Raw genomic sequence first — 14123 nt, forward strand, 5'->3', positions numbered from 1 at the left:
TCTTTCCGTCCCACCGTATTCCTCCCTGCCTCTCCACCATAGCACCAGCGAGAACCGTATGAACAATCACGCGCAGAATCTCCTCGTGCATTTCCGGCATGCCGAAGAAATCAAGGCGGAATCCCTCTCCTACAAATCCGTTAACCTCTCCCCGCGCCAACTGTTCGATCTGGAGCTTCTGCTCTCGCGAGCCTACTACCCGCTGACGGGATACCTCGGCCGGGACGATTTCGAGGCCGTGCTAGGCTCCATGCGCCTCGCCGACGGAACGCCCTGGCCCATGCCGGTGAGCCTCGACGTGCCCGCCCCCCTCGGTGAAAGCCTCACTCCCGGGGACAAGCTGGCCCTGCGCGACCAGGAAGGCTTCATGCTGGCCGCCATGACCGTCGCCGAAGTCTGGCCGGCCGATCCCGTGCGCGAGGCCCGGGCCATCTTCGATGTCCAGGACATCGCCTCCCATCCGGGCGCCCGCGCCCATGTCCGACAGACAGCCCCCTTCCGCGTGAGCGGCGCGGTCGTCGGCCTGTCGCTGCCGCCCCATGTCGATTTTCCCGAGATGCGCCGCGGCCCGGCCGAAGTCCAGGCCGTTCTGCAGCAACGCGGCTGGCGCAAGGTGCTCGGCTGCCAGAGCGACGCGCTGCTCCACTGTCGGCACAAGGCAATGCTGCGCCAGGCCGCCACGGACGCCGGAGCAAGCGTCCTGCTGCTGCGAGCGGTGGGCGACGCCATGGCCGAGGGCGCGGGCCACTTCGCCGGCATCCGCTGCGCCCGCATCTTCGCCGACGCCTTTCCCAAAAATCTGCTGCTGTTAAACCTCCTGCCCCTGCCCCTGCGCACGGCCGGCCCCCGGCAGGCCCTGTTCGAGGCGCTGGTCCAGAAAAACCACGGCTGCACCCACTCCCTCGTCGGAGGCCGGCACGCCGACCCCATGCCGCCCGACGCCCCGCCGCTCTATCCCGTCGGACAGGCCCAACGCTTGGTGGCCGACTTCGCCGACGAAACCGGCATCGCCATGGTCCCCGAAACGCCCATGGACTACGTCGAGGAGAAAGCCCAATACATGCCGCGCGCCCAGGTCGGGCCGGGCATGACCGTCAAACACATCGACGCCGCGGAATTCCGCCGCCGCCTGGAATTCGACCTGGATATCCCGGACTGGTTCACCCTGCCCGAGGTGGTCGCCGAACTGCGCGCCGTCTTTCCCCCACGGTCCAGACAAGGCTTCACGCTCTTCATGACCGGCCTCTCCGGAGCCGGCAAATCCACCCTGGCCAAAATCCTCTACGTCAAGTTCATGGAACTGCGCACCCGGCCCGTCACCCTCCTTGACGGCGACATCGTGCGCCGCCACCTCTCCAGCGAACTGACCTTCACCAAGGAACACCGCAACCTCAACATCGCCCGCATCGGCTTCGTGGCCAGCGAAATCACCAAAAACGGCGGCATCGCCATCTGCGCCCCCATCGCCCCCTACGCAAGCTCGCGCAACGAAGCCCGCAGCCTCGTCGCGCCCCACGGCGGATTTGTCGAAATCCACATGGCCACCCCGCTTGCCACCTGCGAACAGCGCGACCGCAAAGGCCTCTACGCCAAGGCCCGGGCCGGCATCGTCAAAGGCGTCACCGGCATCGACGACCCCTACGAAATCCCCGAACACCCGGAAATCACCCTCGACACCACAAACCTCGCCCCCGGCGAAGCCGCCCAGGAAGTGCTGCTCTACCTCGAACGCGAAGGCTACCTCGCGTAAGAGGGCTGGGGCTCTGCCCCAGACCCCGCCGGGAGGCCATGGGCCCCCCGGGCCCCCCTTCCGGTGGGCTTTGGTTGGGCGGGGGAGGCGTTGGCTGGCGGAAGGACGGAGAGTAAGGAGAAGATGGCGGCGGAATTTGCCGGGACGCTGCCGCCGCTTCGCGGCAGGCTCGTCCCGGGCAAATTCCGTCGCCACCGCGCCGGTCGCCCCTTTGGGGCGACATTCGGAAAAAAGCTCTTTTTCTTGAAATGCGGCGCTTCGCCGCTGGCGTGGTTGTTGCCGCTATCGCGTCCGGCGTCGAGGCGCGAAAGCGCCGCGTGCCGCCGGGCCGATTGCGGCAACAAATACCCGTTCGTCCGCCAACCCGCGAAGTCCCGCGCAATCAAAGCGTAAAGGGGGGTCCGGGGGGCATCAAGCCCCCCGGCGGAGGGGTGCAGGGGAGGCAGAGCCTCCCCTGCCAGCCGGCAGCTAGTTCAACTTATTCGTACGCCCGTGCGCGCGCTGGTATTCCGCGGCCTTGCGGCGTCCTTCCTGGCGTCGTTTTTCCTCGGCCTGGGTCAAACGGCGGCAGACTTCGGCGGCCAGGTCGCTACCGTCCTTGCCGGGCGGCAGGTCGCAGGCGGCCAGATCTTCGGCCATTTGTTTCTCCATGCGTTCGGATTCGAGAAACATCACGTAGGCCAGGGCCAGGGCGGCCTCGTTTTCCTCGCTGCCGTCGCAAAGGATTTCGAGCTGGGGCAGGGGCACGGTTTCGAAAAGCCGGTCCACGAACATGCCGATCCATTTCTCCGTCAATTCGGGCAGCAGGCGCGGCGTTTTTTCGGCCAGGACCCGGGCCGCCTCGGCTCCGAGATCGGGCCGGGCCAGATTGACGAAGGCGGACAGGGCTTCGGCGCGGCCGGCGTCATCGGTCCTGGCCACGCGGCGAAGGAGCGCCACGCGGGCTTTTTCCCGCAGGCCTGCGGCGGCATTGTCGGATGTTGTCATGGGGCCTCCTTGTCCGCGTCGGATTCCCCGGGCGGCAGCACGTCGATGACGCGGCCGGGCAGAGCCTTTTGGTCGCACACGGTCCGGCCGTCGGCGGTGATATGTTTCTGGCCGTCGACGATGACGATGCCCGTGCGTTCGAGGACCTCGCGGCGGAAGGCGTATTCCTCCTGCATGCGCCGGGTCTTGTAAAGAAACCACATGCGCACGAGGTAGCTTAAGCACCAGGCCGCCACGAGTCCGAGCATGACCCACGGCGCGATGACCTCCACGTGGTCGCCGATGCGCAGGAGCATCTGAATGACCGCGTCGAGGTAATAGAGCGCCACGCCGAGGAGCATCAGGCCGCCGAGGAGGATGACGGTGGGCAGGCCGCGCGACAGGCTGATGATTTTTCGCAGCCGTTCGGGCATATAGCGCAGGTGTTCCTCGTCCATGGCCGGATCGCCCTTGAAGAAGCGGTTGAAGCCCTGACCGATGATATTGACCACGAGCATGATGGCGGCCGGGGCGAGGATCAGGGCCACACCGTAGGGAATCCAGGGGAAGCGGAACTGGGTCGTGCCGTCCGGGAGTTTGTGGGAGTTGATGATGCCGTAGCACACGGCCGCGATGGTGACGGCGAATTCCACCAGGATGACCCCGATGGAAAGGAAGGTCAGCAGGTTCTTTTTTTCCCTGTCGGACAGGGTCATGCCGAAACCGCCCGGGCTGGCTGCGCCGCCCTTGGCTTCGGTCGCGTCGTTGTCTTGCGGGTTATCCATAGAAGGTCTCTTCCACCTTGCCGAGTGAGCGGTCCGCCGGCCCAAAACCGGACCATCCCATTGCGCAGCGATTGCGGGGACGGCGGCACGGCGGGGACGGGGTTACGGGAAAAACCGGGGTGGGAACGGTTCCGGGCCGGCCGCGTCATCGAAGCCGCACGGCTTGCGCCGTTTCGCGCCCGACGCCGCAACGCGTAAGCGCCCCGGAACATCACGCCGGCCAGGACACCAAGCGGGGCATCTCCAGGCGAGGTTCCCCCACCACGCGGTGTTCGTAGTATACAGCATCCCAGCCACGCCATCAGGTAAGGGTTAACCGTCGAGAAGGCAAGTCCCCCGGGGGCCGCCGGGACTTCTCCCAGCCTGCTTCGAGCCGGACGACAGGGAGGAAAACGGCTCATCGCGGAGGGGCATGGGCGGGGTGTTGGGCATTGTCAGCCACCGGGCTTTTTTATTATGAAATTCTCTTCACGTTGACCGGCGGTTCTTTCCCGACGTCCCTCCGCGTTCGAAACCGTTTCCATGCCGGCTCGGCCCCGATGGTTCCACCGTCGCCGCCTTCGGGATTGCCCGCACGCCAGCCTTGGGCTAACGTGCGACCATGTCCCGACCATCCGCTCCGGCTGGCGAGCACACCCCCGGTCCCTGGCGTTTTATCCCCCTGGCCGACTACGCCCGTCCCCACGGACCGACCACGGCCACGGTACGGCGGGAGCTCCGGTCCATCTTTCGCGGATTTTTCGGCCGCCCCGAACAGCCCGAGCCCTTTTCCGGGCCGGAAAAACTCTATCCCCCGCCGGCCCGCCTCACCGAAGCGGTCTCGCCGGCATTGCGGCCGGATCTGGCCGCCGAAGACCTGCTTCCCACCTGCGCCGTGGTCATGGAGCACCCTTCCGACAACGTGCTGGTGGCGGATCCGCCGGGTGGCGCGGGCATCGCCGCCCTGGCTCTGGCCGCCAGGCGTTGCCGCATGCCCATCATCGCCCCGCCCACGCCCGAGGCCGTCCTGACCGGCGGCGGGGAATGGCTGTCGCGTCTGGCCCGGTACCGGGAAGGGCCGGTGTGCATCCCCCGGCTGGAGCGGCTCTTTTTGCGCCATGCCGACGGATTGACGCTGCTGCGCCGGCTCGGCGAACTCCTTGCCGCGGGCGATCGCACGTTTTTTTGCGGCTGCGGTACGTTCGCCTGGGCTTATCTGCGCCGCGTTTTGGATATGGGAGCGCTTTTTCCCGGGCCGCTGACACTCGCCCCCTTCGATGGCCAAGCCCTTGGCCGCTGGTTCGCCAGCGCCCCGCCCCTGACCGGCCATGTGACGGTGCGCCAGGCCGACACCGGCGCGCCGGTGCTGCCGGACGACGACGCCCCCGACGCGCCGGCCTCGGATTTCCTCAAAAACCTGGCTTTTTACGTCTGGGGCCAACCGGGCGCGGCGCTGGCCTTCTGGCGGCGCAACATCCTTTTCGGCGCCGATCCCCTGGCCCTGCGCCATCCCCATTCCGACCCGGACCCCACGGAGCGCCCGCTGTGGGTGCGACCTTTTGCCGAAACCACCGCGCCCGAAATGCCCGAGCCGAACCGGCGCGACACAGTCTTCGTCGTATCGGCCCTGCTCGTCCATGGCGGGCTGCCCCAGGACCGGCTCGGCCGGGTGCTGCCCCTTATGGCCGACGCCATCCCGGGCGTTTTGAGCCGGTTGCGACGGGCGGGCGTCATTGCCGCCACGGCCGGTCGCTGGCGCGTCCTGCCCGTGGCCCTGCCATCCTGCCGCCGGCTGCTCGCCGAACAGGGCTACCTGGCCGACGACGTGTAAGGAACGGCCATGGACCAGATACGCGAACACGCCCTGTCCATCCTGCGCGACCTGGACACCATCAACTACCTGGCCATCGCGACCGTTCTCTGTTGCGCCTGGATCCTCAAGAAGCTGGTCGACATCGCCATCCCCTGGGTGACCGCCCGACTGGCCCCGGGGTGGCGGCTGCGGCTTTTGCCCCTGATCCCGTTCCTGCGGCTGGTCATCATCCTGGGCAGCGCCCTGCTCATCCTCCCCATGGTCGTGCGCCCCACGGCCGCCAACCTGATCGCCCTGGCCTCGATCTTCGGCATCGTGCTCGGCTTCGCCTTCAAGGAATACGCCACCAACCTGCTGGCCGGGGTGGTGGTCGTTTTCGAAAAACCGTACCGCCCGGGCGATTTCGTGCGCATCGGCGACGCCTACGGCGAGGTGCTGGCCGTCAACCACCGCAGCCTGCGCCTCGTCACCCCCGACGACACCGTGGTGACCATCCCCCACGGCGTCATCTGGAAGGACCCGGTCTATAACGCCAACGACGGCAAACGCACGCTCATGTGCGTGGCCACCTGGCGCCTCGTGCCGGAGCACGACAGCGTCCGGGCCAGGGAGATCCTGCGCGATATGGCTCTTTCCAGCCCCTTTCTCGACTGTGACCGCCCGGTGTCCGTGATCGTGACGGAAACCCCGCTCGGCACCCGCTATGCGCTCAAGGCCTATCCCGTGGACTCCCGCGACCAGTTCGACTTCCTTACCGACCTCAGCGTGCGGGGCAAGGCCGCCCTGCTCGCCGCCGGCTTCACTTGCGCCACGGCTGACGCCGCCATCGCCCCGGCCGGGAACGCCGGTTTCTCCCCTGGTTGAATCCATTCGGCTTTATGCTATCGTTTGACTCCGCAACAGAGCAGCCGGCCGGCCGCACGGTCGGCAAAGGATTTCAGGAAACACCTATGCGCGCAGACGGGCCGGATCAGGCCAAGTCTTCCCTGTCCGTGCTGGTAGTGGACGACAACGACATCAACCAACTTTACATGCAGCATCTTTTGCGCAAGCTGGGGCACGAAGCGGTCGCGGCCTACGACGGACGGCAGGCGCTTGACGCCCTGGCCTCCCAACGCTTCGACATCATCCTCATGGATGTCCAGTTGCCGGACAACAACGGCCTGGACCTGACCCGGATCATTCGCGACGGCAAAGCCGGGACCGCCAATGCACCGGACATCCCCATCCTGGCCACCACCGCTTTCGCCCTGTCGGACGATCGCGCCCGGTGCCTGGAGGCGGGCATGAACGACCATCTGCCCAAGCCCCTGCGCGCCGAGACACTGCGCCAGGCCCTGGAAGACTGGTCCCGCGCGCCCGCTGGCAACGGCTCCGGCCGGCAAGCGCCCTTCGACCTGGCCGCCTTCACCCGCGAAAGCCGGCGGGAATTCGCCACGGAAATGCTCGCGCTCTTTCTGGAACTGGCCGAGCCCCGGGGGCGCGCCCTGCGCCAGGCCCTGGAAGACGGCAACCTGGAAGCCGCCGTGGCCGCGGCCCACGATCTGGCCGGCATGGCCGGCCCCATCCGGGCCAACCGGCTCCACGAAAGCATGAAGGCCGTCCAGGAAGCCTGTCTCACGGGCGATCTCGACCTCTGCCGCGCCATCTACGCCCGGGCCGACAGCGAACTGGACGCCGTGCTCGGGGCCGTGCGCGCCCATCCCTACCTCCTCGCCAAGGGCGCCTAACGGACTTTTTCGGCTCGGCTTCGCGGAGAACATGCCGGAGGGGGCGCCTGTGAAACGGGCCCTCCCCTTTTTTTCTCCCCTTTCCATGCCGCATACGGCGCCTGCCCGCTCCCGGGACCGTCGGCATACCTTCCCAGAACCGTTTCCTGTCTTACATCAAAAAAGGAACCCGCCGCGTAGGAATTTACGCCCAGGCGGGATGCCGACAAAAGGAGGTCGCCATGTCCCTCCGAAAATCCATTTCGCCCACATGGTCCCGGATCGCCATGGTCCTGGGCCTGTTCGCGCTGCTTGTTTCCGCCGTCCCCGCTTTCGGGGCCGGCCAAACCGCAATCAGGACGGAGACCGCCATGACCAGCCACACCGACGCCGACCGGCAGGTGGCCACCCTTGCGGGGGGCTGCTTCTGGTGCGTGGAATCGGATCTGGAAAAGCTCCCCGGCGTCCTGGACGTCGTTTCGGGCTATACCGGCGGGGAGGAGCCCCACCCCGACTACGAACAGGTTTCCTCCGGCCGCACCGGCCACTACGAGGCCGTCCAGGTCTTTTACGATCCCGCGCGCGTAAGCTACCGCCGGATTCTGGACGCGTTTTTGCGCCATATCGACCCGACCGACCCGGGCGGCCAGTTCGCCGACCGGGGCCGGCAATACCGCACCGCCATCTTCTACCACACCGAAGCGCAGAAAAAGGAAGCCGAGGCCGCCCTGGCCGAGTTGGCCGCCACGGGCCGTTTCGACAAGCCGCTCGTCACGGCCGTCTTGCCCTTCACCTTTTTCACCGACGCCGAGGCCTATCACCAGAACTATTACAAGACCCACAAGCTCCAGTACCAGACCTACCGGCGCTTTTCCGGCCGCGACCAGTTTCTGGCCCAAATCTGGGACAACAAGCCCGCCGCGCCGGAGCCGAAGGCGAACGGCGATTGGCGGCATTTCCAAAAGCCCGGCGTCGACGTCCTGTCCAAGCGCCTGACGCCCCTGCAATTCACGGTCACCCAAAACGAAGGCACGGAGCGCCCCTTCGACAATGCCTATTGGGACAACAAGGCCCCCGGCATCTACGTGGACGTGGTGTCCGGCGAACCGCTCTTCAGCTCCCGCGACAAGTACGATTCGGGCACGGGCTGGCCGAGCTTCACCCGGCCGCTGGCGCCGGACAACATCGTCACGCGCGAGGACAAGCGTCTTTTCACCACACGCACCGAAGTGCGCAGCCGCCACGGCGACTCGCACCTGGGGCACGTTTTCAAGGACGGCCCCGCGCCGACTGGCCTTCGCTACTGCATGAATTCCGCCGCCCTGCGCTTCATTCCCGCCAAGGACATGGAGGCCGCCGGCTACGGCGAATTCGCCAAGGGCCTGCACTAGGCCCTGTCGCGCAGGCGCCTGCCGGACGAAAGCGGCTTCACGGCGGTGTCGGATAGCTGCAACTATACTATCTGTTGCAAAATAAAAGGAAACGACTAAGAAAAGAAACGCGCGAGAGTGGGGCCACCCCTTTTTAAAGGGTTCCCCCTCTCGCGGGCTCTTTTCGTGCTTCCCCGCCGTCGCATGTGAAACAGGGCACAATCCGCTGGATAACCCGGGCCGTATGGGCTAGGCTTATCAAGCGCCCCGACTGCGACTTTGCGCGGCCGGGACCGGCGACAACCGCCATCGGCCCCAGGCGGGCAGGGAGACGGTCGTGACAACACCCGGGGCGAAATTCGCGGCCATAAGCGTCAAGCGAAAGCTGCTCGCGCTTTTTGGCTGCATTCTGGCCGGATTCCTGCTGGTCTTCGCAATCGACCATCTGGAAACCCGTCTCATCGAACGCACCCTGGAATTGGAACGTCTGGCCGTTTCCACCAAGATCGCGGTGCTCGGCATGCGGCGCCAGGAAAAGAACTACTTCCTGCGCCACGACCAGGAATCCCTGACCGCCGTACGTCGCAACCAGCAAACGGCCATCCGGGACGTGGAAACCATCCGCGAACTCGACCCGTCCCATGCCGCCCCCTGCGACGCCGCCCTGCTCCTTTTACGCGAGTACCTCACCAGCTTCGAAGCCATGACCGACCGGCCCGCCCCCGGGGGCATCGACGCTCCGGCCGCACGGTTTCTGGAGCGATCGCGGGATCTGGAACATCTGGAACGCGTCGATCCGGCCCTGGCAAGCGGCCTCGTCCGGCTGCGCCTGCTGGAAAAGCGCTGGCTCGTCTCCGGCGCGGGAGAACCCTTGCAGGGGCTGGAGGCGGAAGCGGACGGCCTGATCGCCCAGGCCCGGAGCGACGGCCCGGCCGGCGACGCGGCGGCCGCCGCGCTCTCGCGCTACCGCGACGCCCTGGCCGTCTATGCCGGCCGGCTGGAGCAGGTCGGCTCCACCACCACCGCCTTCGTGGCCGCCGCCCGGGCCCTGGAACCCATGACCGAGGCCCTCGAAAAGCGCTACGAAACCCGTCGCCGGGACATCGCGCGGCAATCCACCCTGATCGGCTGGGGCATCCAGGGGGCTGTCCTTGTCCTGGTGGCCTTGGCCGGCTGGGCCGTGTTCCGATCGGTGGCCATGCCCCTTGCCGCCATCGGCGGCCATGCCCGACGCGTGGCCCGGGGCGAGGCGTCCGATTTGAACCCGGCTGATTTTTCGGGGGAATTCCACGCCCTGGCCAAAGACATAGGCCGCATGGAAACCCATCTGCTGGCCACCATCCTCGATCTGGCCCGCAAGGAACGCGAGGCCGCCAACGAGGCCCGGCGCGCCCGGGAAGCCTGCCGGCGCGCCGAGGACCTGGGCCGGGTCAAGGCCAATTTCCTAAGCCTCGTCTCCCACGAGCTCAAAACGCCGCTCACGTCCATGGTCGGTTTCGCCCAGGTCATGCGCAAGCGCCTGGAGCGCGGCCCCCTTCCCCAGGCCGTGGCCGGCCGGCCGGAACTTGACGCCGAAATGGTCCGCTTCCGGGACAACCTGGACATCATGCTCGGCGAGGGACGCCGGCTGGCCCAAATGATCGACAACGTGCTGGAGCTGTCCTCCCTGGAGGCCGGGGAAACGCCGCTGGCCATGGGCATGGTCTCCGCGGCCGAAATCGTGGACCGGGCCGTCTCGCCCTTCACCGAAGTCATGACCGAAAAGGGGTTGCGCTACGCCTGCGCGATTCCTTCCGACCTGCCGCCGCTGCGCTGCGACCGCGAACGCCTCGTCTACGTGCTGCGCCATCTGTTTTCCAACGCCGTCAAATTCACCGAGTCCGGGCACATCGCCTGCCGGGTGACGCGCGAAGGGAAGATGGCCGTCATCAGCGTGGAGGACAGCGGCCCCGGCATTCCGCCGGAAAAACGCGAGGCGGTTTTCGAAAAATTTCTCCAACTCGGCGACAACCTCACCGGCAAGATGCCGGGGCTCGGCATCGGCCTGGCCGCGGCGCGGGCCGTGGTCGAGTACCACGGCGGCTCCATCCGCATCACCGGCGAACCCGGAAAAGGCAGCACGGTGTCCGTCACCGTACCGCTGGCCGAAGCGGCCTAACCGGCACCGCTTTCCATCGCGGCGGGCCTGGGCTATTCTTCTCCAGGCGGCATAACCAGCGAGGCGTCCGTATGCTACAGGATCAACTCAGCAAATTGCGCCTGAAACTCATCGCCATCACCTTGGCGTTCTCCTTTATTCCCCTTTTGAGTCTCGGCATCGCTCTCTACGACCGCTTCTATGTGACCTACACCGCCAAGGTGTACGACAACCTGAGCAATCTGGTCGAGAACAAGAAGCTCACCATCGACCTGTTTCTGGCCGAACGCGTGGCCCAGCTCTCCAACCTGGCCCAGACCGAATCCTACCGCGACCTCTCCCAGAAAGAATACCTGGAACACATTTTCAGCGTGCTCCTGCTGCACAGCAAATCCTTCATCGATTTGCAGGTCATCGACCAGAACGGCATCTGCGTCTCCTACGTCGGGCCCTACAAGCTGCGCGGCGTCGATTACGGCCACGAGGCATGGTTCAAAAAGGTCATGGCCAAGGGCATTCACGTCAGCGACGTGTTCCTGGGCTTTCGCAACTACCCGCACTTCAACATCGCCGTCAGCCGCCGTGAGGGCGACCGGACCTGGGTGCTGCGGGCGGCCATCGACTCGGACATTTTCGATTCGCTGGTGCGCAGCATCCATCTGGGCAAATCCGGCGACGCCTTCCTGCTCTCCGCCGACCACGTGCTCCAGACCAAGCCGCGCTTCGACCACGCCATGTTCGACACCCTCGATTTCCCGGACATTCCCCGCTTCGCCGGCACCCGCGTGGAAAGCCTGACCGTGGACGGCCAGACCTCGCTTTTCGCCATGACCTGGCTCAACCACAAGGACTGGCTGCTGGTGGTCAAGGACGATCCCCGGGAGGAGCTCCTGCCCGTGACCAGGGCCCGCTGGCTGCTCGTCGTGCTCTTGGCCGGCGGCATGCTGCTCATTATCGGCGGGGCGGTGATGGTTGCCGGCGGCACGGTCAAGGCGCTGATCGAGGCCGAGCGGGAAAAAGCGGCGCTCGACGCATCGCTGACCCAGTCGAGCAAGATGGCGGCCCTGGGCAAACTGGCCGCCGGCGTGGCCCACGAGGTCAACAACCCCCTGGCCATCATCATGGAAAAGGCCGGCTGGATGCGCGACCTGCTAAGCGAGGAGGACATCAAGGCCAGCCCCAACTTCCAGGAATTCGCCGACGCCGTGAGCAAAATCGAGTTCCACGTGCGCCGGGCCAAGGACGTCACCCACCGCCTGCTCGGCTTCGCCCGCCGCATGGAGCCCACCCAGGAGGATCTCGACATCAACCTGCTGCTCAACCAGACCCGCTCGTTTCTGGAAAACGAGGCCAGCTTCCGGGGCATCACCTTCGTCAGCGACTACCAAAGCGACCTGCCCCGCATCGAATCCGACACCTCCCAGCTCCAGCAGGTCTTCCTCAACATCATGGACAACGCCATAGACGCCATCGACAAGAACGGGACCATCACCGTGACCACCCGGTCCCTGCCCGAGACCGGCGAGGTGGACATCGCCATCGCCGACACCGGCAAGGGCATGGGCAAAGAGGCCATGGAAAAGATCTTCGATCCCTTCTTCACCACCAAGAAAGTCGGCGAAGGGACCGGACTCGGGCTCACCATCAGCTACAGCATCATCGAGAAGCTGGGCGGGCACATCCGCGTGACCAGCGAGGAAGGCAAGGGCACCACCTTCCACATCACGCTGCCGCTGCACGCCTGAGCCTTGCTTTTGCAAGGGAAACGGCTTTTTTGAGACAAGATGGCTTCATGACGTGTTCCCTGCAATCGCCGCGCGCGACACATCCCGGGCAAGAACATCAAGGCGCGGCAGGGGAGGAACGGATGGGACTTCGCGTACTGGCCGTGGACGACGAGGCCGATTTCATCGAGACCCTGGTCAAGCGCTTCACCTATCGCCAGATCCCGGTCACCGCCGCCGCAAGCGGCGCGCAGGCCCTGGAACTGATGGAAAACCAGGACTTCGATGTGGTCATCCTCGACATGCGCATGCCGGGCATGGACGGGATGACGGTGCTTCGGGAAATAAAAAAGCGCCACCCCCTGGTCGAGGTCATCATCCTCACCGGCCATGCCTCGGTGGAAGCCGGCATGGAGGGGATGTCGCTCGGGGCCTACGATTACGTGCTCAAGCCCGTGGACTTCGGAGAGCTGCTGGAAAAAGCCCGCAAAGCCCATGAACGCAAAAAGCTCAACGAAGCCCGTTCCAATCAGGGCTGACCCGGGGGCGTTTCCGCCCCTTTGGCCCCATACCGTACTGGCTCCGGGGTTGGCCGGCGCGGCGGTGCTGGCCACCTTGGCCACGCCCCCGGCCGTGGACGTCGCCCTGGCCCTTTTCGCCGGCGCCGTGTGCATAAGTTCGGCCCTGGCCCTGGCCAGGCGCACCCGCCATCGCGAACACGAACTGCGCGAAATGAACCTGAGCCTGCTCCAGTCCCAAAAGCTCGCCTCCATCGGTGAACTTTCCTCGGGCATCGCCCACGAGATCAACAATCCGCTGGCCATCATCACCCAGGAGCTCGACCTGGCCCGGGAGCTTCTGGCCGGCGGGCCGTGCCTGGCCGAAACGGACCTGGACGACGCGCGCGACAGCCTGCGCGAAATCGCCAGCCAGGTGGACCGCTGCCGCCAGATCACCCACAAGCTGCTCAACTTCGCCCGCAAGATGGACCCCGTGCTCCAGGAGGAAGCCCTGGACCGGGTCATCGAGGACATGGCGATTTTGGTCGAGCGCGAAGCCCGGGGCCGGGACGTGGCCATCGTGCGCGACTACGCGTCCGATCTGCCCCCGGTGCGCACCGACGTGCCGCTTTTGCGCCAGGTGATCCTGAACCTCCTGACCAACGCCCTGCACGCCACGCCGAAAGGCGGCGCCATCACCCTTTCCACCCGGCGCAAAGGCAAATGGGCCGTCATCGCCGTGCGCGACACCGGCAGCGGCATTTCCCCGGCAAACATGGAAAAAATCTTCGACCCCTTCTTTACCACCAAACAGCCCGGCCAGGGCACGGGACTCGGCCTGTCGCTTTCCCACGGCATCGTGGCGCGCCTCGGCGGAACGCTCGCCGCCGTGAGCCCGCCCGGGGAAGGCGCGACCTTCACCGTGACCCTGCCCCTGTGACGCCACGCCCATAACCAAACGGAGCCCCCATGGCCGACCCCATCCGTGTGCTTATTGTGGACGACGAGGAACGCTTCCGCGAGACCCTCTCCAAGCTGCTCTCCCGCCACGGCTTCGCCGTGCGCGACGCCGGCGGCGGCGAAGCGGCGCTTAACCTCCTGGCCGAAGCCCCCTGCGACGTCATCGTGCTGGACGTGAAAATGCCCGGACTCTCGGGCGAAGAGGCCCTGCCGCTCTTGCGCCAGGCCTGCCCCGAAGCCGAAGTGCTGGTGCTCACCGGCCACGCCTCGGTCGACATCGCCGCGGCCATGATCGCCGGCGGCGCGGCCGATTACCTGCTAAAACCCTGCCCCACCGAGGAACTCGAAGGCGCCATCCGGGCCGTGTTCGACCGCCGCCAGGCGACAAAGCCACGATAGGAGGGAAGAGAAAGGATGCCTCCGGCGGCCG

At 66.1% G+C, this 14123-nt stretch carries 13 protein-coding genes; 11 read left to right on the top strand and 2 right to left on the bottom strand.

Translation table 11 applies throughout. The annotated features are described in order from the left end of the window. Nucleotides 1–58 precede the first annotated feature (58 nt). A complete protein-coding gene (locus DESFRDRAFT_RS15505; protein WP_005995471.1) occupies nt 59–1750 on the top strand; it encodes a bifunctional sulfate adenylyltransferase/adenylylsulfate kinase in 1692 nt (563 codons plus the stop codon). A 123-nt stretch (nt 1751–1873) separates the two neighbouring features. Beyond that, on the top strand, nt 1874–2143 hold the full coding sequence (locus tag DESFRDRAFT_RS15510; protein ID WP_043794991.1) for a hypothetical protein: 270 nt from the start codon (nt 1874–1876) through the stop codon (nt 2141–2143). 75 nt (nt 2144–2218) lie between these two features. On the opposite strand, the gene DESFRDRAFT_RS15515 is transcribed toward DESFRDRAFT_RS15510, so the two are convergent. Both DESFRDRAFT_RS15515 and DESFRDRAFT_RS15520 read right to left on the bottom strand, forming a co-directional pair. Beyond that, a complete protein-coding gene (locus tag DESFRDRAFT_RS15515) occupies nt 2219–2737 on the bottom strand; it encodes a hypothetical protein (RefSeq protein WP_005995472.1) in 519 nt (172 codons plus the stop codon). After that, nucleotides 2734–3501: a hypothetical protein gene (locus tag DESFRDRAFT_RS15520; RefSeq protein WP_005995474.1), complete on the bottom strand. Its 768-nt coding sequence runs from the start codon at nt 3499–3501 to the stop codon at nt 2734–2736. Before DESFRDRAFT_RS15520 ends, DESFRDRAFT_RS15515 begins: the two co-directional genes overlap by 4 nt. Nucleotides 3502–4102: 601 nt before the next feature. On the opposite strand from DESFRDRAFT_RS15520, the gene DESFRDRAFT_RS15525 reads away from it, so the two are divergent. The 9 genes from DESFRDRAFT_RS15525 (at nt 4103) to DESFRDRAFT_RS15565 (ending at nt 14092) form a co-directional block, all read left to right on the top strand. Then, on the top strand, nt 4103–5311 hold the full coding sequence (locus DESFRDRAFT_RS15525; protein WP_005995475.1) for a hypothetical protein: 1209 nt from the start codon (nt 4103–4105) through the stop codon (nt 5309–5311). Between the two features lie 9 nt (nt 5312–5320). After that, nucleotides 5321–6157, top strand: coding sequence for a mechanosensitive ion channel family protein (locus tag DESFRDRAFT_RS15530; protein WP_005995477.1), 837 nt, complete (start codon nt 5321–5323; stop codon nt 6155–6157). A gap of 86 nt (nt 6158–6243) precedes the next feature. After that, on the top strand, nt 6244–7023 hold the full coding sequence (locus DESFRDRAFT_RS15535) for a response regulator (RefSeq protein WP_005995479.1): 780 nt from the start codon (nt 6244–6246) through the stop codon (nt 7021–7023). Nucleotides 7024–7244: 221 nt separating this feature from the next. Then, a complete protein-coding gene (msrB, locus tag DESFRDRAFT_RS15540) occupies nt 7245–8393 on the top strand; it encodes a peptide-methionine (R)-S-oxide reductase MsrB (RefSeq protein ID WP_005995481.1) in 1149 nt (382 codons plus the stop codon). 316 nt (nt 8394–8709) lie between these two features. After that, nucleotides 8710–10530 carry a sensor histidine kinase gene (locus DESFRDRAFT_RS15545; RefSeq protein WP_005995483.1) on the top strand — a complete coding sequence of 607 codons (1821 nt, stop codon included), beginning with the start codon at nt 8710–8712 and terminating at the stop codon, nt 10528–10530. A gap of 71 nt (nt 10531–10601) precedes the next feature. Further along, nucleotides 10602–12254 carry a sensor histidine kinase gene (locus DESFRDRAFT_RS15550; RefSeq protein WP_005995485.1) on the top strand — a complete coding sequence of 551 codons (1653 nt, stop codon included), beginning with the start codon at nt 10602–10604 and terminating at the stop codon, nt 12252–12254. A gap of 122 nt (nt 12255–12376) precedes the next feature. After that, nucleotides 12377–12772 carry a response regulator gene (locus tag DESFRDRAFT_RS15555; protein ID WP_005995487.1) on the top strand — a complete coding sequence of 132 codons (396 nt, stop codon included), beginning with the start codon at nt 12377–12379 and terminating at the stop codon, nt 12770–12772. Between the two features lie 64 nt (nt 12773–12836). Further along, nucleotides 12837–13673, top strand: coding sequence for a sensor histidine kinase (locus tag DESFRDRAFT_RS15560; protein WP_233489627.1), 837 nt, complete (start codon nt 12837–12839; stop codon nt 13671–13673). Nucleotides 13674–13702: 29 nt separating this feature from the next. Further along, a complete protein-coding gene (locus tag DESFRDRAFT_RS15565) occupies nt 13703–14092 on the top strand; it encodes a response regulator (protein WP_005995491.1) in 390 nt (129 codons plus the stop codon). Nucleotides 14093–14123: the final 31 nt, after the last annotated feature.

The sequence above is a fragment of the Solidesulfovibrio fructosivorans JJ] genome (assembly GCF_000179555.1).
Classification (GTDB): domain Bacteria; phylum Desulfobacterota; class Desulfovibrionia; order Desulfovibrionales; family Desulfovibrionaceae; genus Solidesulfovibrio; species Solidesulfovibrio fructosivorans.